Source organism: Flavobacterium sp. AK-345 (assembly GCF_058310175.1).
The window spans coordinates 109,472-129,714 of the sequence record NZ_JBZEER010000007.1 but is presented as its reverse complement, the minus strand read 5'-3'; the positions used below and the strand labels follow the sequence as shown (position 1 = coordinate 129,714).

Annotated in this window: 21 protein-coding genes; 6 read left to right on the top strand and 15 right to left on the bottom strand. The window is 31.7% G+C overall.

From position 1 onward, the window contains the following. Positions 1–68: 68 nt before the first annotated feature. The 12 genes from AC4FQ3_RS14265 to recF form a co-directional block, all read right to left on the bottom strand. Complete coding sequence (locus AC4FQ3_RS14265) at positions 69–800, bottom strand: DUF4184 family protein (protein WP_491182265.1); 732 nt, start codon at positions 798–800, stop codon at positions 69–71. Positions 801–945: 145 nt separating this feature from the next. Next, positions 946–1,770: an energy transducer TonB gene (locus AC4FQ3_RS14260; protein ID WP_491182264.1), complete on the bottom strand. Its 825-nt coding sequence runs from the start codon at positions 1,768–1,770 to the stop codon at positions 946–948. Between the two features lie 157 nt (positions 1,771–1,927). Then, a complete protein-coding gene (locus AC4FQ3_RS14255) occupies positions 1,928–2,479 on the bottom strand; it encodes an RNA polymerase sigma factor (RefSeq protein WP_042566009.1) in 552 nt (183 codons plus the stop codon). Next, positions 2,470–3,573: a glycosyltransferase gene (locus AC4FQ3_RS14250; RefSeq protein ID WP_042566010.1), complete on the bottom strand. Its 1,104-nt coding sequence runs from the start codon at positions 3,571–3,573 to the stop codon at positions 2,470–2,472. Before AC4FQ3_RS14250 ends, AC4FQ3_RS14255 begins: the two co-directional genes overlap by 10 nt. A gap of 83 nt (positions 3,574–3,656) precedes the next feature. Then, complete coding sequence (locus AC4FQ3_RS14245; RefSeq protein WP_491182263.1) at positions 3,657–4,271, bottom strand: FMN-binding negative transcriptional regulator; 615 nt, start codon at positions 4,269–4,271, stop codon at positions 3,657–3,659. 12 nt (positions 4,272–4,283) lie between these two features. After that, positions 4,284–4,739: a GNAT family N-acetyltransferase gene (locus AC4FQ3_RS14240; RefSeq protein ID WP_491182262.1), complete on the bottom strand. Its 456-nt coding sequence runs from the start codon at positions 4,737–4,739 to the stop codon at positions 4,284–4,286. Between the two features lie 4 nt (positions 4,740–4,743). Continuing rightward, positions 4,744–5,247, bottom strand: coding sequence for a hypothetical protein (locus AC4FQ3_RS14235; RefSeq protein WP_491182261.1), 504 nt, complete (start codon positions 5,245–5,247; stop codon positions 4,744–4,746). Between the two features lie 27 nt (positions 5,248–5,274). Further along, positions 5,275–6,288 carry a UDP-N-acetylmuramate dehydrogenase gene (gene murB / locus AC4FQ3_RS14230; RefSeq protein WP_491182260.1) on the bottom strand — a complete coding sequence of 338 codons (1,014 nt, stop codon included), beginning with the start codon at positions 6,286–6,288 and terminating at the stop codon, positions 5,275–5,277. A gap of 95 nt (positions 6,289–6,383) precedes the next feature. Further along, positions 6,384–7,193: a hypothetical protein gene (locus tag AC4FQ3_RS14225; protein WP_491182259.1), complete on the bottom strand. Its 810-nt coding sequence runs from the start codon at positions 7,191–7,193 to the stop codon at positions 6,384–6,386. 54 nt (positions 7,194–7,247) lie between these two features. Then, on the bottom strand, positions 7,248–8,303 hold the full coding sequence (locus AC4FQ3_RS14220) for a glycosyltransferase (RefSeq protein WP_491182258.1): 1,056 nt from the start codon (positions 8,301–8,303) through the stop codon (positions 7,248–7,250). 158 nt (positions 8,304–8,461) lie between these two features. Beyond that, positions 8,462–9,139 carry a DUF2461 domain-containing protein gene (locus tag AC4FQ3_RS14215; protein WP_491182257.1) on the bottom strand — a complete coding sequence of 226 codons (678 nt, stop codon included), beginning with the start codon at positions 9,137–9,139 and terminating at the stop codon, positions 8,462–8,464. A 186-nt stretch (positions 9,140–9,325) separates the two neighbouring features. Beyond that, positions 9,326–10,405, bottom strand: a complete 1,080-nt coding sequence (gene recF / locus AC4FQ3_RS14210; protein ID WP_463459923.1) for a DNA replication/repair protein RecF — start codon at positions 10,403–10,405, stop codon at positions 9,326–9,328. A gap of 399 nt (positions 10,406–10,804) precedes the next feature. Between recF and AC4FQ3_RS14205 the strand changes: the two genes are divergently transcribed. The 6 genes from AC4FQ3_RS14205 to AC4FQ3_RS14180 all read left to right on the top strand — a co-directional run bounded on the left by AC4FQ3_RS14205 (position 10,805) and on the right by AC4FQ3_RS14180 (position 17,115). Beyond that, entirely contained in the window at positions 10,805–11,584 is a 780-nt protein-coding gene (locus tag AC4FQ3_RS14205) for a tetratricopeptide repeat protein (RefSeq protein ID WP_042566019.1), read from the top strand. Positions 11,585–11,668: 84 nt separating this feature from the next. Next, entirely contained in the window at positions 11,669–12,241 is a 573-nt protein-coding gene (ribH, locus tag AC4FQ3_RS14200; RefSeq protein WP_042566020.1) for a 6,7-dimethyl-8-ribityllumazine synthase, read from the top strand. Between the two features lie 214 nt (positions 12,242–12,455). Next, entirely contained in the window at positions 12,456–14,387 is a 1,932-nt protein-coding gene (gene mutL / locus AC4FQ3_RS14195; RefSeq protein ID WP_491182256.1) for a DNA mismatch repair endonuclease MutL, read from the top strand. Next, positions 14,384–15,133: a rhomboid family intramembrane serine protease gene (locus AC4FQ3_RS14190; protein WP_042566022.1), complete on the top strand. Its 750-nt coding sequence runs from the start codon at positions 14,384–14,386 to the stop codon at positions 15,131–15,133. Before mutL ends, AC4FQ3_RS14190 begins: the two co-directional genes overlap by 4 nt. A 55-nt stretch (positions 15,134–15,188) precedes the next feature. Continuing rightward, positions 15,189–16,049 carry a rhomboid family intramembrane serine protease gene (locus AC4FQ3_RS14185; protein WP_491182255.1) on the top strand — a complete coding sequence of 287 codons (861 nt, stop codon included), beginning with the start codon at positions 15,189–15,191 and terminating at the stop codon, positions 16,047–16,049. 19 nt (positions 16,050–16,068) lie between these two features. Beyond that, positions 16,069–17,115, top strand: coding sequence for an endonuclease/exonuclease/phosphatase family protein (locus AC4FQ3_RS14180; RefSeq protein ID WP_491182254.1), 1,047 nt, complete (start codon positions 16,069–16,071; stop codon positions 17,113–17,115). A 79-nt stretch (positions 17,116–17,194) separates the two neighbouring features. Here the strand turns inward: AC4FQ3_RS14180 and AC4FQ3_RS14175 are convergent, their stop codons facing one another. The 3 genes from AC4FQ3_RS14175 to dapB form a co-directional block, all read right to left on the bottom strand. After that, positions 17,195–17,815: a WbqC family protein gene (locus AC4FQ3_RS14175; RefSeq protein WP_491182253.1), complete on the bottom strand. Its 621-nt coding sequence runs from the start codon at positions 17,813–17,815 to the stop codon at positions 17,195–17,197. A gap of 90 nt (positions 17,816–17,905) precedes the next feature. After that, a complete protein-coding gene (gene lepB, locus AC4FQ3_RS14170; RefSeq protein WP_491182252.1) occupies positions 17,906–19,459 on the bottom strand; it encodes a signal peptidase I in 1,554 nt (517 codons plus the stop codon). Between the two features lie 58 nt (positions 19,460–19,517). Then, on the bottom strand, positions 19,518–20,219 hold the full coding sequence (dapB, locus tag AC4FQ3_RS14165) for a 4-hydroxy-tetrahydrodipicolinate reductase (RefSeq protein WP_491182251.1): 702 nt from the start codon (positions 20,217–20,219) through the stop codon (positions 19,518–19,520). Between the last annotated feature and the right edge of the window lie 24 nt (positions 20,220–20,243).

Genomic DNA, 20,243 nt, shown 5'->3' with positions numbered 1-20,243 from the left:
TTATTGATTTTTTATTTTAATGAATTATTTGTTTTGTACTGTAAAAGTAAGTGATTTTGTTAATTTTTTTAGAAATTCGATTTAAATTTAATATATAACGGAGTTAAAATTAATGAAATCAGAGTCGCAGAAATTAAAGAAACAATTACATGTCCGTATGCGTTATAGCTTAGATCGCCTAAAAATCGAATTAGTATAATTATTAAAATAAAAAAGAGTACCAAAATCCAATAATTCTTATTTATTGAAGTTTCAGAGTTGTTATTTCTTGGAAGTTTTAATATGGTCAATAAAATAATGAACGCTCCAATAAGCGTGCTTAGATGCTGAGCAATTTTTAAAACAGGAATTTGTTTGTTGAAAAGACAAACGGAATTTCTTAAAGCAGAAATATGATTTACAAAATAACCGTGCTCATGTGTGAAACTATCCCAAAAAAGATGCGAGCTAATTCCAATTAAAGCAGAAATTAAAATTATAAAGTAATGTTGCCTGAAATAATTATTCCAATCAAAATAAGTGAAAATTAAAATTCTTGTTCGAATATTTACTGGTAGATTATTAAATAATTGATTCCTGACAATGTTATGGAAAATGAAGGATAGAATAATTGCTAATGGCAAATCAAACCAAAAGATTCCGTATAAAGTATGACTATAATTGCTTTGAACTTTCATTCTAATAAAGTATTCAAAGTCAGGTATTAGACTGCCAATAATAAGGCCTGTTAAAGAAAACCATTTTTTAGGCAAATAACTTAAAGGTAAGATTATTGCAGGATGGGAAAAAGTAAAAGGCATTTAATTTCTTTAAAGATTTTGTATTGCTAAAATAGTCTTTTAAATAAAGATTTGTATCTGAAAAAAAACTTAACTTTCTTAGTTTCTTAATCGCTTAATTTAATTCCATAAAAAAAGCAGAACCTAAATTCTGCTTTTTGTTTTGTTATTCAGCTTCCGATTTTATTGTAATTGGAAGATTATATGCAGTTCGGACCGCTTTACCGTTTAATATTCCTGGACTCCATTTTGTTTTTAATGATTTTAAAACTCGAATAGCTTCTTTGCCAACTCCATAACCAGGGTCATTTCTTACCATGATATCAGTTATTGAGCCGTCTTTTTCGATTACAAAAGAAACATAAACTTTTAAAGTTCTTTCAGTATCTAATTCTGGTCTTGTAAAATTGTTTCCCACATAGGTATAGAACTTAGCCATTCCTCCCGGAAATTCAGGCATTTTGTCTAAAACAGCCGTGTTTACAATCGAATTTCCTGTATCTGCAGGTTCAACAGCATCTCCGCCAGCATTGCCATTTGATGGCAGCACATTTGCAGAAGTTCCTGTTCCTGTAGAAGCATTATCTACTACAGAAGTATTCTGTGTGTTAGGTGCAATAACATCTGGTGTTGCTTGAGCTGTAGCTACTACAACAGGATTAGTCAATTGTACATCAGGCGATGCTGCAGCAGTTTGTTGAACAGGTGTAACTGGAGCAGGAGGCTCTGGTTTCACATCAATCGGACTAAGATCTACCGGTGTTATTGGGAGTGAACAAATAATTTCTGGCCCTACAACTGGCGCCGTTCTAAATTTACTAATCAGCATCGATACGCTTCCTAATCCTGCTATTAATAGCAGTGCCATAAAAAGTGCTGTAATAGTTGTTTTGGGATTCTCCTGGCGTAATTGATACGCTCCGTACTCTTTGTTTTTGTTTTCGAAAACAAGATTGGTCCACTTGGATTCGTAGATACTGGATTTAGACATAGTTAATTGGATTTTAAGGTTAAGTAAACATCAAATCATAAGCCAAATGGAATTAGTGTGTAACTAAGAACGGAAAATTAAAGAACTTTTTTGTTAAATTGATAATGTTTTAAGAATAAATAAGAGGATTTTTTATTCTTTATCTAAAGATAATAAATTATCTATTACGTTCGATGATTTCTGCTAATAATTTTTTAGCTCGAAGTAATTTCACTTTTACATTGCTTAAAGGCTCATTAATTTTGAGCGCAATTTCCTGATATGTCATTTCCTGAAAGTAACGCAATTGAATTACTTCCTGATAATGTGGTTTCAGTTCTTTAATACATTGTAGTAAACGCGATAGATTTTGCTCTTTTATCAGAGCATCTTCTGCAGATGGAGTAGTGTCTGCAATGTTGTAGGCTTGTTGATCTTCAGCATCTGTAATTTCAACAAAAAGGCTGGTTTTCTTTTTTCGCAGTAAATCAATATAGACATTTTTTGCGATGGCAATTAACCAGGTATTAAATTGAAATTCAGAATTGTAAGATCCAATTTTGTCAAAAGCTTTTGAGAAAGTTTCGATTGTAATATCTTCTGCAGTAGTTTCGTTTTCTGTACGTTTTAACATAAAACTGTACACTTCATTCCAATAAAAATCTAATAAAAAAGTAAAGGCGATCTGATCGCCTTTTTTTGCTTTTTCTATTTTAGAATTTATTTCCAATGTACAGGTTTTGAAAAGATATTAGTTATAAAGATATTAATTTGTGTGAATATAAGCACCATTTCTACAACAGGAAACCAAATTTTAAGATCTCTTTCTCTTAATTTTCCGGCAGAAAATCCCATTACGATCCACGCAATTGTATAACGTGTCGCCAATAGAGCCAATACAGCAATCCATTGAAATTGGAAAGACAATAATACTATAACTAATAAGAAGAAAAATAATTGTGAACTGTAAAATAATGACAATTGAATTTTATCAAAAAACTTGTAATGATTTGCCGTAGTAACGTGTCTTCTTTTTTGAATAAACCACTCGCTATAGGATTGTTTAGGTCTCGAATAAGTAAAACCTTCAGGATTATAAGCAATTGTAGTGTTTGCTTTGTTTGCTGCCTGATTTACAAATAAATCATCATCGCCAGAACGAACCTGAATGTGTTCGATAAAGCCATTTACATTAAAAAATTCTTCTTTTTTATACGCTAAATTTCGGCCAACTCCCATATATGGTAATCCTGCTTTTGCCCATGAAAAATATTGTACTGCCGTAAGAACCGTTTCAAATCGAATAATTTTATTCAATAAAGAACGTTCCTTTTCATACCCTCCATAACCTAAAATAATAGTTTTTTCTTCGGTAAATTGTGAAGTCATTGCTGTAATCCATTCTTTTGAAGTTGGATAACAATCAGCGTCAGTAAATAATAAGTAGTCTTTTTTAGAAGCTTTGATTCCTAATGTTAGAGCATATTTTTTGTTGCCCCAAAAGGCTTCATTGTTTTGCACTTTAACCAAACGAATGTTTGAATATTGTTTTTCAAACTCTTCAAAAACTTCCAGCGTTTCGTCGCTTGAAGCATCGTCGATTAAAACAATTTCAAAATCAGGATAATTTTGCTCAGCTAATAACGGAATGTATTTTTTTACATTCTCCTCTTCGTTTTTTGCACAAACAATAACTGAAACAGGAATGTTTTGTTGCTTAATATTTTGTGGTTTGCTAAAAGCGAATTTTCCAAAAATACCTAAATAATAAAAAAGTTGTATAATAACTATAGCAATAAAAAAGTAAAATATATATATAAGCATTTGAATTTAATTGTCTTTTTAATTTTTGAATCTGCGATGCAAATGTACTTATGAATTCCTAATTTTCAATGATTAAAAGCTATTTACTTTCGGCATTTTGACATTTCGGCTGCAAGAGCGACAGATTGAGGGTTTTTAGTTTTTTCTAATTCAGAAATTATATTTTTATAATTGTGGTCATCTCTGTTTTGTGATAGCTTTTTTGTAGCCTGAATTTCATCAATTTCAATCTCAAAACCAAAGATTCCTCTGGCCTCACGCATTGTTTTTGCTGATAAATCTTCAACACGAACCGGATTTTCAGAACCCGCCTCATATTTATCAACTAATTTTTTAAGTTGTTCTATTGTAGCTGTTTCGTCTACAATTTTGATTCGCCCGTAAACATGTACGGCTATGTAGTTCCATGTTGGTACATTTTCGTGATCGTACCAAGATGAAGAAATATAACCATGAGCACCTGAAAAAACAGCCAAAACCTGATCATTTTCGGCAAAACCTTCAGCTTGCGGGTTGAGTTTAGAAATATGTCCTTGCAGAATTTCTTTTCCATCGGCATTAATTTCAAGTTCTATCGGAATATGTGTGGCGCATAATTTTCCGTTTGTTTGATTGATCAGAATTCCAAAACTATTTTCTTTCAAAAAGGTTCTGATTGATTCCGGGTCTTCGTTTTTGTATAAGTCTGGTGTATACATCTTTAGTGAGTTTTATTTTAAAGATTTTCTGAAACAAATAGCTTCTGGTCGATCTTTATATTTTCCGTAATTTGGAATTACTTTATAATTTTGTTTTTCGTAAAACTGTGTAGCTTCAGTATTTTTTATTCTCGTTTCTAAAATTAATTCCTCATAACCACTTTTTGAGGCTATATCTTCTAAAAAAGCTAAAATTGTTTTACCAATTTTCTTTCGGGGATATTTAGAATACATCCTTTTTACTTCTCCAACAGTTTCAGAAATTGGTCTAATCGCTCCGCAACCCACAATTTCATTGTTTATTTCGGCTACTACAAAAATATATTTTGAATTATTTTGTTGCCAGTCGGTAAAAGAATCCTTTCCATCGCTTCCAAAACGAAGATAAAGATTTGCAGACAATTCGTCTATAATTGCTGCAACTTTTTCATTTGGATTTGTGATTTTTATGGAAATGGTTTCTGTCATATATTTAAATTAAATCTTTTCTGGAATTAAATAAATTTGGTTTTACACTTAACCATAAAATCGTAACGCCAATTAAAGTAAAAATAATTCCGCCAACGATAAATTGGGTGGCAGAATCATCTGAAAATGCGGATAAGAAAGAATCAAATAAACGGGATAATATTCCTTTTCTGAAAAATTTAAATCTCATAATAATGTACATCACTATTGCGACTAAAATTGTGTTTAGTGATGAAAATCTGTTTCTCCAATTAAGGAAAGAAGCTATAAAAATTCCAAGCAAAAAACCTAAAAATATCCAGATATAAATACTCGGCCAAAAACTAATAACATCTTCTTTTTTAGGGAATAATCTATTCCAGCATTCTAATTCTTTATTTTGAAAATAATTTGTGGCACAAATAAACTTTTCAGCTACGGTGTAAAATCTTAATTGCAATATGCCATGAATAAGGAAAATTATTCCAATTATTTGAAATAGAATTACTCTGAAGTTAAGTTTTTTCATTTAGAAATTAATGGATAAAATCCAGCTTTAGATAACATTCACTTCGGCCTCAATATGAATACCGAATGTTTCAAAAACGGTTTTTTGAACATCTTTTGAAACGGCTAAAATTTCCTGACCAGTTGCATTTCCATAATTTACTAAAACCAAAGCCTGATTTTTGTGCACACCGGCATCACCAAAACGTTTTCCTTTAAAACCAGCCTGCTCAATTAACCAGCCAGCCGGAACTTTTACTTCGGTTTCAGAAACTTCATAATATTTCATTTCTGGAAATTTCTGGTGAATTTTTTCAAAATCAGATTTCAGTAAAATCGGGTTTTTAAAGAAACTTCCACTGTTTCCTAATTCTTTCGGATCGGGTAATTTACTTTGCCTGATAGCAATTACAGCATTACTCACATCTTTTAAAGTTGGAGTTGTAACATTGTTTTTAGCCAATTCAGCTGTAATATCTCCGTAAGAAGTATTAATTTTATGATTGCGTTTTGTTAGTTTATAAATTACCGATGTAATAATATATTGGTCTTTGACTTCATTTTTAAAGATGCTTTCTCGATATCCAAAATTACATTCAGGGTTTGTGAAAGTTTTCATTTCCTGAGTTTCAATATTCATGGCTTCGCACGAAACAAAAGTGTCCTTTATTTCAGTTCCGTATGCACCAATGTTCTGAACAGGAGTAGTGCCGACATTTCCCGGAATCAATGACATGTTTTCTAAGCCGCCAAAATTGTTTTCGATAGTATAAATAACGAAATCGTGCCATGTTTCGCCAGCCTGACTTTCGACCCAAACAAAATCATCATCTTCTTTAACGATCTTTTTGCCTTTTAAGTCAATGTGAATCACCAATGCATCAATATCCTTGGTTAAAAGCATATTGCTTCCTCCGCCAAGAATAAACTTTTTCTCATTTTTGTTTTCTTCTAAAATAGTTTTTAATTCAGTAACTGAATGAACGGCAACAAATTGTCTGGCTTTGGCTTCGATGCCAAAAGTATTATAGTTTTTTAAAGAAAAATTGGATTGGATTTCCATACATAAAAGGCTTTATAATCTGATTCAAAAGTAAGGATTATAATTTATTTGGTTGAGTTTTATTTATTTTCCAATAGTGTTTTAATATTGAAATCTTACTTGATATAATTAGATTTGAAAAACTGAATAAATTTTATTCCAAATGTGCTTATTTTAAAAGAACCATTTAAGGCATTTTCAATCAAGTTGTATTTTAAAAGAATTTCTTTTGTTTTTTCGGCATGCTGTGGATAACTTGTTCTAGACAAAAATGTTTTTATCGAAAATGTATCCCTATAGCTTTCTAGGAAATTAATTAGTTCAAGAAAAGTTGATTTTTCTTCGTTATCCAGTTCATTGATTTCAGTAAATAGTTTTTTTGCAGTTTTTTCATATTCTGAATTGAAAATTGAATTGCTATCAAGTAATTCATTAGAATCATTTTTAAGCTGTTCAATTAAGTCTTTATTTGTAGAGATTAGCTGATCTTTTTCTAAAATTAATTGATCAATTCTATTTTGCAGTTGTTGTAAGCTTTGTTGACCCGTTAGTTGTTGTTGTACATTAAAATTATGAATAGCATTATCAAGTTCTTCTTTTCTGATAATTTTATTATTGTATCGTTTAAAAACCTGAACTATTTGATTAATTAGGACTTGCAAAAAGGGAAATAAAATAGAATATGTGAGAGCATATAATATCGGTTTCCAGATTCGTTCAAAATTTTGTGTGATAAAATTTAACTTTACATATTGAATTTTCTTTAATGCAATGTCATTTTCAAATCCTAAATAGAATAAAATATCCCAATTAAAGATAATTAGAACTATCGAATATGTTATAAATATGGGTAATTTTAATTTGTTCTTGAATTCGTTGTTAATATTGATAAGGTTTGTTTTTAATTCGTCAGTTATTTTTTCCATTTTTTAATTAAATTTTCCTATTTTTTTTCAATAATCTCTTTTGATTTTTTACTCTTAGATTCGAGAATCCAACATCTCATGATACTTATCCGCAATAACCTTCATATTAATATCATAGTTCGCATTCTCTTCCACAAATTTTCTATTCTCTAAAATCGCATTATTTCGAGATTCGACATTTTCAAAAGACCAAACCAATTCTTCTGCAAGCATTTCGATATTATCAATTTCGATTAATTGTCCATTTTCACGATGTTTGATCCAGCTTTGATTTCCCGGAATATCAGAAACTACAGGATAACAATTACAAGCCATTGCTTCAAACAATGATGCCGAAACGCCTTCGGTTATAGGCATACTGATGTAAATATTTGATTGTTGTAACAATTTAGGAAGATCAGTATTTGGGATCCTTCCCGTAAAAATTACTTTATTTTCGATTTGTAATTCTTTGGCTAAATCTTTCAAAAACTGCAATCTGGTTCCATCGCCAACAATGGTCAACGAAAAATCAATTCCTTTTTGGTGTAAAATGGCAAAAGCTTTTAAAATAGAATCATGACGATATTCCGGTTGCAACGAACGCGTTACAATGGCTTCTATTTTATTTGAATTATTTAAGGACGGAGAAAAAAGGGTTAAGTCAATTCCCTTCGGGATAACTAAAACTTTATTCATATCAACGCCAATTTCTTTCATGGAAATCGTCATAACCGGACCCCAGGCGTGAATTAAATGCGCTTTTTTGAAAGCATATTTCTGAATGAATTTTTTAAACGGATAGAAAACAGAGGTTTCCGGCCATAAATCAGTTCGGCCTTGTTGTGCAATGGCAATAGTTTTAGATCCTGATAGCGCGGCAAGAAAACCATAACTTGTAGTTCTTTCTGCAATAACCATATCCGGTTTTTCTTGTCGAATGATTTTCCGAATCGAAATGGGAGAGAAGAGGTATTCTGCAATACGTTTAAAACGATTCAATTTTGAATTATTTGGTGTTTTGAGTTCCCAGGTTATAATTTCAAAATCGCCAAATTCCTTTAAACCTTTCATCCAGGTTATAGCATCGGCACGATAAGATTCTCCCAGAAAAAGTATTTTTCTTTTCATTGAATTGGTTTTTTGCCACAGATTTCACAGATTAAAATGATTTTTATTTCGCCACGAATTACACTAATTTTCACTAATTAAATTCGTGTAAATTAGTGTAATTCGTGGCAACTTCAACCATGAATCACTTTAATCTGTGAAATCTGTGGCAGATAAAATTAAAATTCATCCGTTTCTAAAGCGCGATTGATGAATTCGTTTAAAGGTTTTAAAGCAATTAGTTTTTGACTCATTTTGGCAACGAAATCTTTTTTAGTCACTTCGCTGATGTCATATTTTTGTGTCGCAGTAAAACTTTTCAATTTTAAAAACTCAATTGCAGGATGGTCTTTTTCGTAACCACGCGGCATACTTTTAAGAGAATTGTTTTCATTTATATCCAAACTTCCAAATTCTTTTTTGAAGTTTTTATCAGTCAGAATAGCTTCAAGATCATCATGAAAAAAAGCAATTTCTTTGCGGACTTTTTTCAAATCTTCAGATTCTGGAGAATAAAATCCACCGGCAATAAAACTTGCACCTTTTTCAATATGTACATAATATCCTGAACGATTAGCACCTTTTGCGCCAGACGACATCCAAACGCCTAAATGTGCTTTGTAAGGAGATTTATCTTTAGAAAACCGAATGTCACGATTGATTCTGAAAGTACAATTTTTAACTTCCAGTAATTCTAAAGAAGGATCCAAAGGTTTCATCACGTCCAAAAAATCACTTACCAATTGATGGTAATCTTTTTTGAAGATTTCGTATCGTTTTTTTTGATCCTGAAACCACTCTCTATTATTGTTTTTCTTTAAATCGTCTAAAAATTGCAATGATTCTTTCGTTAGCATATTCGGTATTTATTGCAGTTGTTTTTAAGTTTTATTTGGAGCTAAATTAATGATTTTTTTCGCCACGAATTTCACGAATTCACACTAATTTTCAAATTACTTATTGTTGTAGCGTTGACAAAGTTTTAAACTTTGTCAAAGCTTTAATTCGTGAAAATTAGTTGTAATTCGTGGCAAACAAAAAAATTACAAATTAAATATTTTATAACTCTGATGTGTTGATTTTACGATAGCTTCGGTGCGTTCCGGATGTGTATCAGAAATAAAAAGCTGTCCGAAAGTTTCGCTGTTTACCATTTCGATAATTTTAGAAACGCGGGTTTCGTCAAGTTTGTCAAAAATATCATCAAAAAGCAAAAGTGGTTTTACACCGCTTTGTTTTTTCAGGAATTCAAATTGAGCGAGCTTTAAAGCAATTAAAAACGATTTTTGCTGACCTTGCGATCCGAATTTTTTTATCGGATGAGAATCAATTTCAAACGATAAATCATCTTTGTGAATTCCTGCACTTGTATAATGTAATGCACGATCCTTGTTAATGTTTTCCTGTAAAATGGTCAACAGGTCTTTTTCATACAAATGACTTTCATAGACCAATTGCACTGTTTCTTCAGATCCTGTTATTGCCTGATGATGTGTATTAAATATAGGTATAAATTGTTCCAGAAAATCTTTTCTCTTTTCAAAAATAGATTTTCCAAAACCATCAAGTTGCTCGTTATATATAGATAAGGTGTCGTTATCGAAAACGTGATTTAGTGCAAAATACTTTAATAAAGCATTTCGCTGCGCAATTATTTTTTGATATTGAATAAGCTGATGCAAGTAAGTCGAATCTAATTGTGAAATCACGCTGTCCATAAATTTACGGCGTGTTTCACTTCCTTCAATAATTAAATCACGATCTGCCGGAGAAATAATTACTAGTGGAACAAACCCAATATGATCAGAAAATTTATCGTAAGCCTTCCCGTTTCTTTTTAAAATTTTCTTCTGGCCTTTTTTTAAACTGCAGACAATTTGTTCTGTTCTGCCGTTTTTTTCCAGTTCGGCATCAATTACAAAAAACTCTTCACCATGTTTGATGTTTTGCACTGCAAGCGGATTAAAATAGCTTTTTCCATAAGCTAAATGATAAATAGCATCAAGTACATTAGTTTTACCAATTCCGTTTTTTCCAACAAAACAGTTGATCTTGATGTCAAAATCAAAACTTGCCTCGGAGAAATTTTTATAATTGAATAAAGAAATTTTGTTTAAATGCATTTTTTAAAGGAATTCTAAGATAGAATTTGATGTTTAATAATGAGTATTTCTCTTTTTAATTACGTTTTTCTGCTACGAATTAAATTATTAAAAAGGATTTGTCAGGCAAATTTAATTCTTTAAACGCTTAATCTGCGATAATCTTAAAAATCTATAGCGAAATAATATTCTGAGGTAATAAAAAGTCTATTTTGAAAAGTGAAAAAAGGATCATTCAAATCGTTGAAAATTGTGTTTAAAATATTCATTTTTAATGTGTTAGTTTTTATTATTTCGAGATTGATAAGAAAAAAACGGAGATTATCTAAAATATTTTATATTAAATAGATATAAAATTGATTTTTTTTACTTCAGTTTCAATAAAAATTTTATTTTTGCCGTTCACTAAATTAATTTTAAATGGCTACTTACAATAAAAGAGGATATAAAGCACCAAAAGAAAAGGAAGTTAAAGAAGTAAATGAAGAAACACAGGTAATTATTGATGAAAAAGACAGTACAACAGCTGGTGTTTTTTCAAAATTAGATGAAACTGCTTCAAAAACTGAGGATTGGGTTGCTAAAAATCAAAAAATCATTATTGGTTTAGTTGCTGGTATTGCAGTTGCTACTATTGGATATTTGGCTTACCAAAAATTTATCGAAGCTCCTAAGCAAGATGAAGCTGCAAACGAAATGTTTGTTGCTCAACAAAATTTCCAAAAAGCGACTGACGGTGTGGCAAGCGATTCATTATATAAATTAGCTTTAAATGGTTCTGAAGGTAAATTCGGATTCATTAAAATCGCTGAAGAATATTCTGGAACAGATGCTGGTAACTTAGCGAACTATTATGCTGGTATGGCTTATTTAAATACTGGTAAATTTGACGAGGCAATTAAATATTTAGGCGATTTTAAATCTGAAGATTTAATTTTAAGTGCTTTGGCAAAAGGTGCAATTGGAGATGCTTACTCTCAAAAAAATCAACAAAAAGAAGCTCTTGACTATTACGTAAAAGCTGCTGAGTCTAATAAAAACGATTTTACAACACCTCGTTTCTTATTAAAAGCCGGTAAAACAGCTATTGCTTTAGGTCAAAAAGAAGACGCTTTAAAATATTTAACAGATATTAAAGAAAACTACGATACAACTCCGGAAGCTGCTTCTGTTGATGCATTGATCGGATTAGCACAATAAATTTATTGTAGAGTTCAGATTTTAGATTTTAGATTTGTATTTTTACAATCTGAAATCAAAATTCTAAAATCTTAAATATAAAAGATGGCTACTGAAAATAAAAATTTATCAGAATACGATAAAAACACAATCCCAAATGCGAAAGACTTTCGATTTGGGATTGTTGTTTCTGAGTGGAATGAAAACATAACTGAAGGACTTTACAATGGCGCTTTTGATGCGTTGATTGACTGCGAAGTTCCCGCAACACAAATCATTCGTTGGAATGTTCCGGGAAGTTTTGAACTGATTTACGGCGCAAAAAAAATGTTGCAAACACAAAATGTTGATGCCGTAATTGTGATTGGATGTGTAATTCAGGGACAAACCAAACATTTTGATTTTGTTTGCGAAGGTGTTACACAAGGAATTAAAGATTTGAATGTTCAAACAGATATTCCCGTTATTTTTTGTGTATTAACAGATAATAATATCCAGCAATCTATTGATAGAAGTGGAGGTATTCACGGAAACAAAGGAACCGAGGCTGCAATCGCAGCAATAAAAATGGCGTACATTCGTCAACAAGCTTCTATGTCGCATCCATTTAATCAGCCGTTGTTAACTTCTGGCGCGATTCAAATAGAGGAAACTCCTAGAAAAATAGATAAAGAATAAAACACAATTGTTTTAAAAATATTAAAACCTATACTGTGTAAAAATAGTATAGGTTTTTTGTTTTTTTTATGACTGATGAAGTTCTAAAACCCAATAGAAATTCATTAAATTTGTAGACCTTGGATTTTAAAACCAGAAATAAATTAATAGTATCAATCTGAGATTTTTACAATATAATAAAATCAAAGCATAAACCTTAAACCCAAATTTTTTAATGTCGAGTATTATCCAATTACTTCCTGATCACGTTGCTAATCAAATTGCCGCTGGAGAGGTGGTTCAAAGACCCGCTTCGGTAGTCAAAGAATTGCTCGAAAATGCTGTTGATGCCAATGCAACCGACATTAAGTTAATTATTAAAGATGCTGGTAAATCTTTGGTTCAGGTTATCGATAATGGTAAAGGTATGAGTGTGACCGATGCGCGTTTGTGTTTTGAACGCCATGCAACCTCAAAAATTCGTCAGGCCGAAGATTTATTCTCCTTATGTACAAAAGGTTTTCGCGGAGAAGCTCTCGCATCTATTGCGGCAATTGCCCATATGGAAATGAAAACCAAACAAGATCAGGACGAACTTGGTACGCATATTATTATCGAAGGAAGTAAATTTGTCTCTCAGGAAGTGGCAGTTTTGCCAAAAGGGACTTCATTCGCCGTTAAAAATCTATTTTTTAATATTCCCGCCCGTCGTAATTTCTTAAAGTCAGATACAGTTGAGTTTCGACATGTTATGGATGAATTTCAGCGTGTAGCATTAGCGCATCCAAATATTCATTTTACTTTTTATCATAACGGCAGCGAAATGTATAATTTGCCTGCCGCGGGTTATCGCCAGCGAATTGTTGGGATAATGTCTGGTAAAACCAATGAAAAACTGGTTCCTGTAAGTGAAGATACAGAAATTATAAACGTTCAGGGATTTGTTTGCAAACCTGAATTCGCCAAGAAAAACAGGGGAGAACAATTCTTTTTTGTAAACGATCGTTTCATTAAAAGCGGTTATCTGCATCATGCAGTTATGGCGGCTTACGACGGACTTTTGAAAGATGGCTCGCAGCCAAGTTATTTCTTGTATTTACAAGTCCCGCCAAACACAATTGATATCAACATTCATCCAACAAAAACTGAAATTAAGTTTGATGATGAACAGGCTTTATATGCCATTTTAAGAGCATCGATTAAACATAGTTTAGGTCAGTTTAATGTGGCGCCTGTTTTAGATTTTGATCGCGATTCGAATTTAGATACGCCATATCATTATAAAGATTTAGAAGCTGAAACACCTACTATTCAGGTCGATGGAACTTTTAATCCATTTACAGATGATAAAACAAATCAGCATTACTCTAAAGCAAGTTCAGGATCGGGATCAGGTTATAATTCAGGTTCAGGTTATAGTTCAGGTTCAGGTTCCAATTCTTATTCAGGATATTCAAAAAGAGTAGAACCAACGGCAAGTTGGGAAAGTTTATATGTTGGTTTAGATACAGGAAGTGTAGAAAGCATAGAAAGTTCGCCTTTTAATTTTGAAAATGAAGAAGTAACATCTTCTTTATTTAATGACGATGAAGTAGAACAAGCGACTCAGAAAACCTATCAAATTCATAAAAAATATATTGTTTCGCCAATAAAATCAGGAATGGTAATCGTTGATCAGCAACGAGCACATCAACGTATTTTGTACGAACAATTCTTGTTGAACATGACCGTAAATCAGGCTTCAAGCCAGCAATTGTTATTTCCGTTAGATTTATTTTATTCTTCAGATGAAATGACATTAATCGAAGAATTGAAACCTTCTCTTGAAACAACAGGTTTTGTTTTTGAACAAGCACAAACAGACCATATCGTGATTTCCGGAATTCCGGTTAATATTACAGAAAGTGAAGTTTCGATGGTAATCGAACAATTATTAAGTGATTTGCAAGACGGAATCCCGGCAAGCAGTTACAGCCAAAATGATACAATTGCCAAGTCGATGGCGAAAAGTTTAGCAGTTAAAACCGGATCTTATTTAACCGAAAAAGAACAGGATAATTTAGTAAACGGATTGTTTGCCTGTAAAGATCCAAATATTTCACCTTTTCAAAAACCAACTTTCATCACAATGCGTGTGGAAGATATAGATAAAAAGTTTGCCTTATGATGAACATAACTCCCGTAGTAAAACAATTATTGATTATTAATATCATATTTTTTATTGGTGCTCAGTTAGTGCCGGTTTCTTATGAATATTTAGCACTTTTTTTTCCTGAAAATCCTGGTTTCAAAGTTTGGCAGCCAATTACTCATATGTTTATGCATGGCGGATTTGCTCATATTGCATTCAATATGTTTGCCTTATATTCATTTGGTTCGACGCTGGAACATTTTTGGGGCGGAAAGAAATTTTTGTTTTTCTACATTTCATGCGGATTAGGTGCTGCTTTGATAAATTTTGCTGTTAATTATTATTTTTATCAGGACAGCTTAAATATCTTAATTGCCAATGGTTTTCATAAAGCTGATATTCTCAGCTTATTAAACGATGGCAAAATAGATACAAGATGGCAGCAAATATTGACAGTTTCTGAATTTAAACATTTCACTGAAGCTTATTTAGGAACGGTAGTTGGTGCTTCGGGAGCAATTTATGGTCTTTTAGTTGCCTTTACTTTTATGTTTCCTAATGCAGAATTGGGAATTATGTTTATTCCAATTCCGATAAAAGCAAAATATTTTGTTCCAATTTACATGCTTTTATTTGATGGCTTCTTTGGAATTTTTGGCAGTTCATTTATGGGAATTGAATCAGGGATAGCTCATTATGCACATATTGGCGGAGCTTTTTTTGGATTTATGATTATGTGGTACTGGAAAAAAAATCAGTTTAATAAAAATCGTTGGAATTAATTTTTAACTTTAGATAATCAATTATCCCGAGGTTTCGGGACCAAAAGAAGCTTTTATGAATATTCTTGATGATTTAAAATTACAATATAAGTTAGGTGGAATTGCAATGCGCGTTATATACTGGAACGTTGCTTGTTTCCTTATTTCTCTGGTTGTTTATAATTTTTCAATTGGTCAGTTCGAATTTCCAAATTGGCTTGCATTGTCGTCAGATCCTCAGGTTTTTATGTTTAAGCCCTGGACATTTTTAACCTATGCTTTTTTTCATGACGGATTTTGGCATTTGTTGTTTAATATGATGGTGCTAAATTTTTCCAGTACTTTATTTCTAACGTATTTTACTCAAAAACAATATTTAGGCTTATACATTTTAAGTGCTGTTTTTGCCGGAGTAATATTTGCATTGAGTTATTATTTTTTAAACTATTCAGCATCAATAGTTGGAGCTTCAGCTGCAATAATGGCAATTTTGGTAGCGACAACAACTTATCAGCCTTTAATGAATATTCGTTTGCTATTAATTGGAAATGTAAAATTATGGCATATTACGGCTGTAATTTTAATTTTAGATTTAATGCAATTTCGCCTTGGCAATATGGGCGGACATATTTCGCATTTAGCTGGTGCTGTTTTTGGATTTATTTTCATTAAATTGCTTCAAAATGGAACTGATTTGAGTATTGTGATTTCCAGAATATTAGATTTTTTTACAAATCTGTTCAGAAAATCGCCATCAACCCCCTTCAAAAAAGTTCATAAAAATTACAATAAACCTACACAGAAGCCAATATCAAAAATTGTTACGAAAGATAAAACGCAACAACAAATTGATGAAATATTGGATAAAATTAGCCAGTCTGGCTATGATTGTTTGACAAAAGAAGAGAAAGAATTTTTGTTTAAAGCAGGAAAATAATCCGTGTAACAAAGAAAAAATGAAAAACCTATCGTGGTTTAATAAAATAATGTTCTTTTTGAATATAGTGCTAACTGTAATAACATTTAGTATCTACATTCTGCCATTTCTGGCACCAAAAAGTTTTCCGCTTTTATCGGTGCTAACGCTCTTTATGCCGGCCTTTTTTGTTTTAAATGGATTGTTCTTCATTTATTGGGCAATTCAGTTCAAGAAACGTCTTATTTTGTCTGGTTTGGTTTTGTTGACCGGAATCACGTTTATTAGTAAATTTTATAAATTCTCTCCTAAAGAATATATTGAAGATGAAAAAGATTTCTCAGTAATGAGTTATAATGTTCGTCTTTTTAATGTGTTTAAATGGTTGGATCGTGATGATATTCCGTCTAATATAAAAGCTTTTATTGATGAAAAAGATCCTGATATTTTATGTATCCAGGAATATTCTAACTCAGCACATTTAGATTTAAAAGTATATCCGCATCGTTATATTTTTATTGATGGTAATCAAATAAAAACAGGACAGGCGATTTTCTCAAAGTTTCCTATTATAAATGAAGGAAATATTATTTTTCCTAAATCAGATAACAATGTTATTTATGCTGATATAAAACGCGGTAAAGACGTTATTCGTGTTTATAACATGCACTTACAGTCAATTAAGATTTCGCCAGACGTTGATAAAATTTCAGATGATATTGATAATGTAAATCAGCAAAAATCGCAACAAATTTACACCAGAATTAGCAAAGGATTTAGGCAACAACAAGAACAGGCTGAGATTTTTAAAGAAAATATCAAGCAATGTAAAAATCCTATCATTATTTGTGGAGACATGAATAATAGCCCATTTTCATACGTTTACCGAAGCATAAAAGGAAAATTGAAAGATACTTTTGAAGAAGCCGGTGAGGGTTTTGGAGCCACTTATAAATTCCGTTATTATCCTGCCAGAATAGATTATATTTTCTCAGATAGTAAAATGAAAGTAAAGCAATTTGAAAGTTTTTCTGATTTTGAAAATTCAGATCATTATCCAATTATGACAAGACTTTCGATGGAATAATTTTAAAACAAATTCCAATTTTTTATCCCGAAGTATTGGGGCAAAATTCCAATTCTAAAAAGAAAAAGCAGAAGATATTTTATTTTACTTCTAATTTCTGGTTTTTTAAATAATCCATGGCAAATTTGCCTTCGTTAAAAAGCAAATCCAATACGCTTAGATTATTTATAAAGCCGTGTTTGTCATCAAATACCTGAGGATATTTTTCGAATGAATTTGGGTCCTTTTTTCCGTTTGCCAAATATCTGAAATCGGATATGTTTTCTACTTCATGAAAGTATTCAGTTGTTTTGCTAAATTCAAGTTTCATTCTCAAACACTTCGTCACAATATCTAAAACTTCCATATTTAAATCCATTAGAAGAGTATATTTTTTTTCGAATATTGGACGAATATCATCTTCAAAAAATTCGAAAAAAGGAGAACTTCTATAGGCAGCTTCCAGAGATTTAAAGTGCTGTTTTTGCCAGTCAAATTCATTCTCGATCAAAACATCTCTCGTTTTTTGATGCGCTTCTTTACAATGCTTAACAGGAATATTTAATAACTGAATCCCGTTCGGACTATAGATGTAAGTACGGTTTCTGTTAGTTTGTTTTTGAAAATTATCTTCCATCTCAAAAGTAATATTTTCAGATTGAGCCATAACTGCAAAATGGCTAATTGATGGAAAATAGGTAGGAAGTAATAAAGAATTCATTGTTTTTTGTTTAAAAGTTTCAGGTTCCAAGTTTCAGGTTCGTATAAAACTTGAAACTTGGAACCTGAAACAAAAAATAACTATTTTTATTTATGCTTTGTTTTCTCTTCTTTTTCTCCAGAAATATTCTCCAACAAAATATACTGCAAGAAGAATAAGGAAATATTTAAAATAAGATTGTGGTTGTCCTTCACCGTCAACAGTCGTGAAAACTCTGCTCCAACGAATTTTATTGATTCCTTTTCCATTTGTATCCCAGCTTAACCAGATAAAAACCGGTTTTCCTACGATGTGGTCTTCAGGAACATAACCCCAATAACGACTATCTTCAGAGTTATGACGGTTGTCTCCCATCATCCAATAGTAGTTTTGCTTGAAGGTATAACTATTGGTTTGTTTTCCATTAATTATAAAATGAGAACCATCTAATTCAAGGGTATTTCCTTCGTATTTTGTTATGATTTCTTTGTAAAATGGCAATGTTTCGTTTGTCAACGTAACTGTTTTTCCGGCTTCAGGAATGTAAATCGGGCCAAAATTGTCTTCGTTCCATTTATTAATGTGCGGGAAAATTCTATCGTCATTTCCTTTTGCAATTTGTCTTATTACAGCAGTAATTCCAGGAGTGTTTTTCAAACGTTCTGCACTAGCTTCTGTTAAAGCTCTAAAAAATAAAGTGTCTCTTTTTTCACTTTTGAAACCAGCACCATCCGTAATATCCATTTCTCTCATTAAAGTTTCGAAATCGATAGGCGTTTTTCCGTCTAAAGCTACAGAATAAGAATATTGCGGTTTTGCTCTTTCTGGTAAAACTAATTTTTTTCCGTTAATGAAAACAAATCCGTCTTTAATAGATAAACTATCACCAGGGATACCAACGCATCTTTTTACATAATTCGATTTTTTATCGATTGGTTTAATAACTCCGGGTCTTCCTTTTGGCTCATAAAAATAATGCACTGTATCGACCGGCCAGTTGAAAACAACAATATCTGTTCGTTTTATTTTTTCAAAAGCGGGCAATCTGAAATAAGGTAATTGCGGCCAGCTTAAATATGATTTTCTTTTAATGAATGGTATTGTATCATGTACCATTGGCAATGCTACAGTTGTCATGGGAACTCTTGGACCGTAATTTACTTTACTAACAAATAAAAAGTCTCCAATTAATAATGATTTTTCTAATGAAGAAGTAGGTATTGTATAAGGCTGAACCAAATAAGTATGTACTAATGTTGCAACAATAATTGCAAAAAGCAATGAGCTTACGGTATCGGCAGCTTTATTTTCGGGAGTTAATTTACGATTTGAATTATATTCTAATTTCTGAGTATAATTTACATAATAGATGTAAAATCCAAATGTTACAATTCCTAAAATGGTATCTAAAGTCGATTTTTTGCCAAATGTTCTTAAAGTTTCAACCCAAACAACCGGAAACATAATTAAGTTAATAATCGGAATAAAAAGTAATATTGTCCACCATGTAGGTCTGCCAATAATTTTCATTAAAACTATTGAGTTGTAGACAGGAATTGCTGCTTCCCAACTTTTTCTGCCTGCAGTCTGATACAATTTCCATGTTCCAATAAAGTGGATAATTTGTACAGCTAAGAAAAATACGAACCAAAGATATAGAGTCATAATATGTTGTTTAAAGTTTCAAGTTTAAGGTTTCAATTTGCCTTAAGTTTAAATCTGTTTATTTTAGGTTTAAAACATCTTTCATACTATAAATTCCCTTTTTGCCGGCTAACCATTCGGCAGCAATTACGGCTCCAAGTGCAAAACCTTCACGGTTATGGGCAGTATGTTTTAATTCGATGCTATCTACAATTGATTCATAAGTGACCGTGTGAGTTCCCGGAACATCACCAATTCTTTTTGCTTCAATATGAATTTCATTATTTTTTGCTTCATCCATGGTCCAATTTGCATAGTTGCTATTTTCAATAACGCCTTTTGCCAAAGAAATAGCTGTTCCGCTTGGAGCATCTAGTTTTTGTGTATGATGAATTTCTTCCATCGTAACCTTATACGAATCGAACTGAGACATTATTTTGGCTAAATATTCATTGAGTTCAAAGAAAATATTTACGCCCAGGCTAAAATTAGAACTAGAAATAAAACCACCTTGTTTTTCATTACAAAGAGCAACCATTTCGTCAAAATGTTCCAGCCATCCGGTTGTTCCTGATACTACAGGGACATTTGCGTGAAAAGCACTCGAAATATTAGCTACAGCAGCGGTAGGAACACTAAAATCGATGGCGACATCTGCAATTGAAAGTCCGTCGTAGGTATTAGATTCATCTTTCTTTAAAACAATTTCATGACCTCTTTCTAAAGCAATTCTTTCGATTACTTTACCCATTTTTCCGTATCCTAAAAGTGCAATTTTCATTATGTATATTTTTTTGAATTAAAT

What these genes read in the sequence shown, in the direction of transcription:
- AC4FQ3_RS14205 (WP_042566019.1), top strand. Translation starts at nt 10,805, where the DNA reads ATGGCTACTTACAATAAAAGAGGATATAAAGCACCAAAAGAAAAGGAA.
- AC4FQ3_RS14240 (WP_491182262.1), bottom strand. Translation starts at nt 4,739, where the DNA reads ATGACAGAAACCATTTCCATAAAAATCACAAATCCAAATGAAAAAGTT.
- AC4FQ3_RS14190 (WP_042566022.1), top strand. Translation starts at nt 14,384, where the DNA reads ATGATGAACATAACTCCCGTAGTAAAACAATTATTGATTATTAATATC.
- AC4FQ3_RS14175 (WP_491182253.1), bottom strand. Translation starts at nt 17,815, where the DNA reads ATGAATTCTTTATTACTTCCTACCTATTTTCCATCAATTAGCCATTTT.
- AC4FQ3_RS14250 (WP_042566010.1), bottom strand. Translation starts at nt 3,573, where the DNA reads ATGCTTATATATATATTTTACTTTTTTATTGCTATAGTTATTATACAA.
- lepB (WP_491182252.1), bottom strand. Translation starts at nt 19,459, where the DNA reads ATGACTCTATATCTTTGGTTCGTATTTTTCTTAGCTGTACAAATTATC.
- AC4FQ3_RS14220 (WP_491182258.1), bottom strand. Translation starts at nt 8,303, where the DNA reads ATGAAAAGAAAAATACTTTTTCTGGGAGAATCTTATCGTGCCGATGCT.
- mutL (WP_491182256.1), top strand. Translation starts at nt 12,456, where the DNA reads ATGTCGAGTATTATCCAATTACTTCCTGATCACGTTGCTAATCAAATT.
- recF (WP_463459923.1), bottom strand. Translation starts at nt 10,405, where the DNA reads ATGCATTTAAACAAAATTTCTTTATTCAATTATAAAAATTTCTCCGAG.
- ribH (WP_042566020.1), top strand. Translation starts at nt 11,669, where the DNA reads ATGGCTACTGAAAATAAAAATTTATCAGAATACGATAAAAACACAATC.
- dapB (WP_491182251.1), bottom strand. Translation starts at nt 20,219, where the DNA reads ATGAAAATTGCACTTTTAGGATACGGAAAAATGGGTAAAGTAATCGAA.
- AC4FQ3_RS14245 (WP_491182263.1), bottom strand. Translation starts at nt 4,271, where the DNA reads ATGTATACACCAGACTTATACAAAAACGAAGACCCGGAATCAATCAGA.
- AC4FQ3_RS14260 (WP_491182264.1), bottom strand. Translation starts at nt 1,770, where the DNA reads ATGTCTAAATCCAGTATCTACGAATCCAAGTGGACCAATCTTGTTTTC.
- murB (WP_491182260.1), bottom strand. Translation starts at nt 6,288, where the DNA reads ATGGAAATCCAATCCAATTTTTCTTTAAAAAACTATAATACTTTTGGC.
- AC4FQ3_RS14215 (WP_491182257.1), bottom strand. Translation starts at nt 9,139, where the DNA reads ATGCTAACGAAAGAATCATTGCAATTTTTAGACGATTTAAAGAAAAAC.
- AC4FQ3_RS14185 (WP_491182255.1), top strand. Translation starts at nt 15,189, where the DNA reads ATGAATATTCTTGATGATTTAAAATTACAATATAAGTTAGGTGGAATT.
- AC4FQ3_RS14235 (WP_491182261.1), bottom strand. Translation starts at nt 5,247, where the DNA reads ATGAAAAAACTTAACTTCAGAGTAATTCTATTTCAAATAATTGGAATA.
- AC4FQ3_RS14225 (WP_491182259.1), bottom strand. Translation starts at nt 7,193, where the DNA reads ATGGAAAAAATAACTGACGAATTAAAAACAAACCTTATCAATATTAAC.
- AC4FQ3_RS14180 (WP_491182254.1), top strand. Translation starts at nt 16,069, where the DNA reads ATGAAAAACCTATCGTGGTTTAATAAAATAATGTTCTTTTTGAATATA.
- AC4FQ3_RS14265 (WP_491182265.1), bottom strand. Translation starts at nt 800, where the DNA reads ATGCCTTTTACTTTTTCCCATCCTGCAATAATCTTACCTTTAAGTTAT.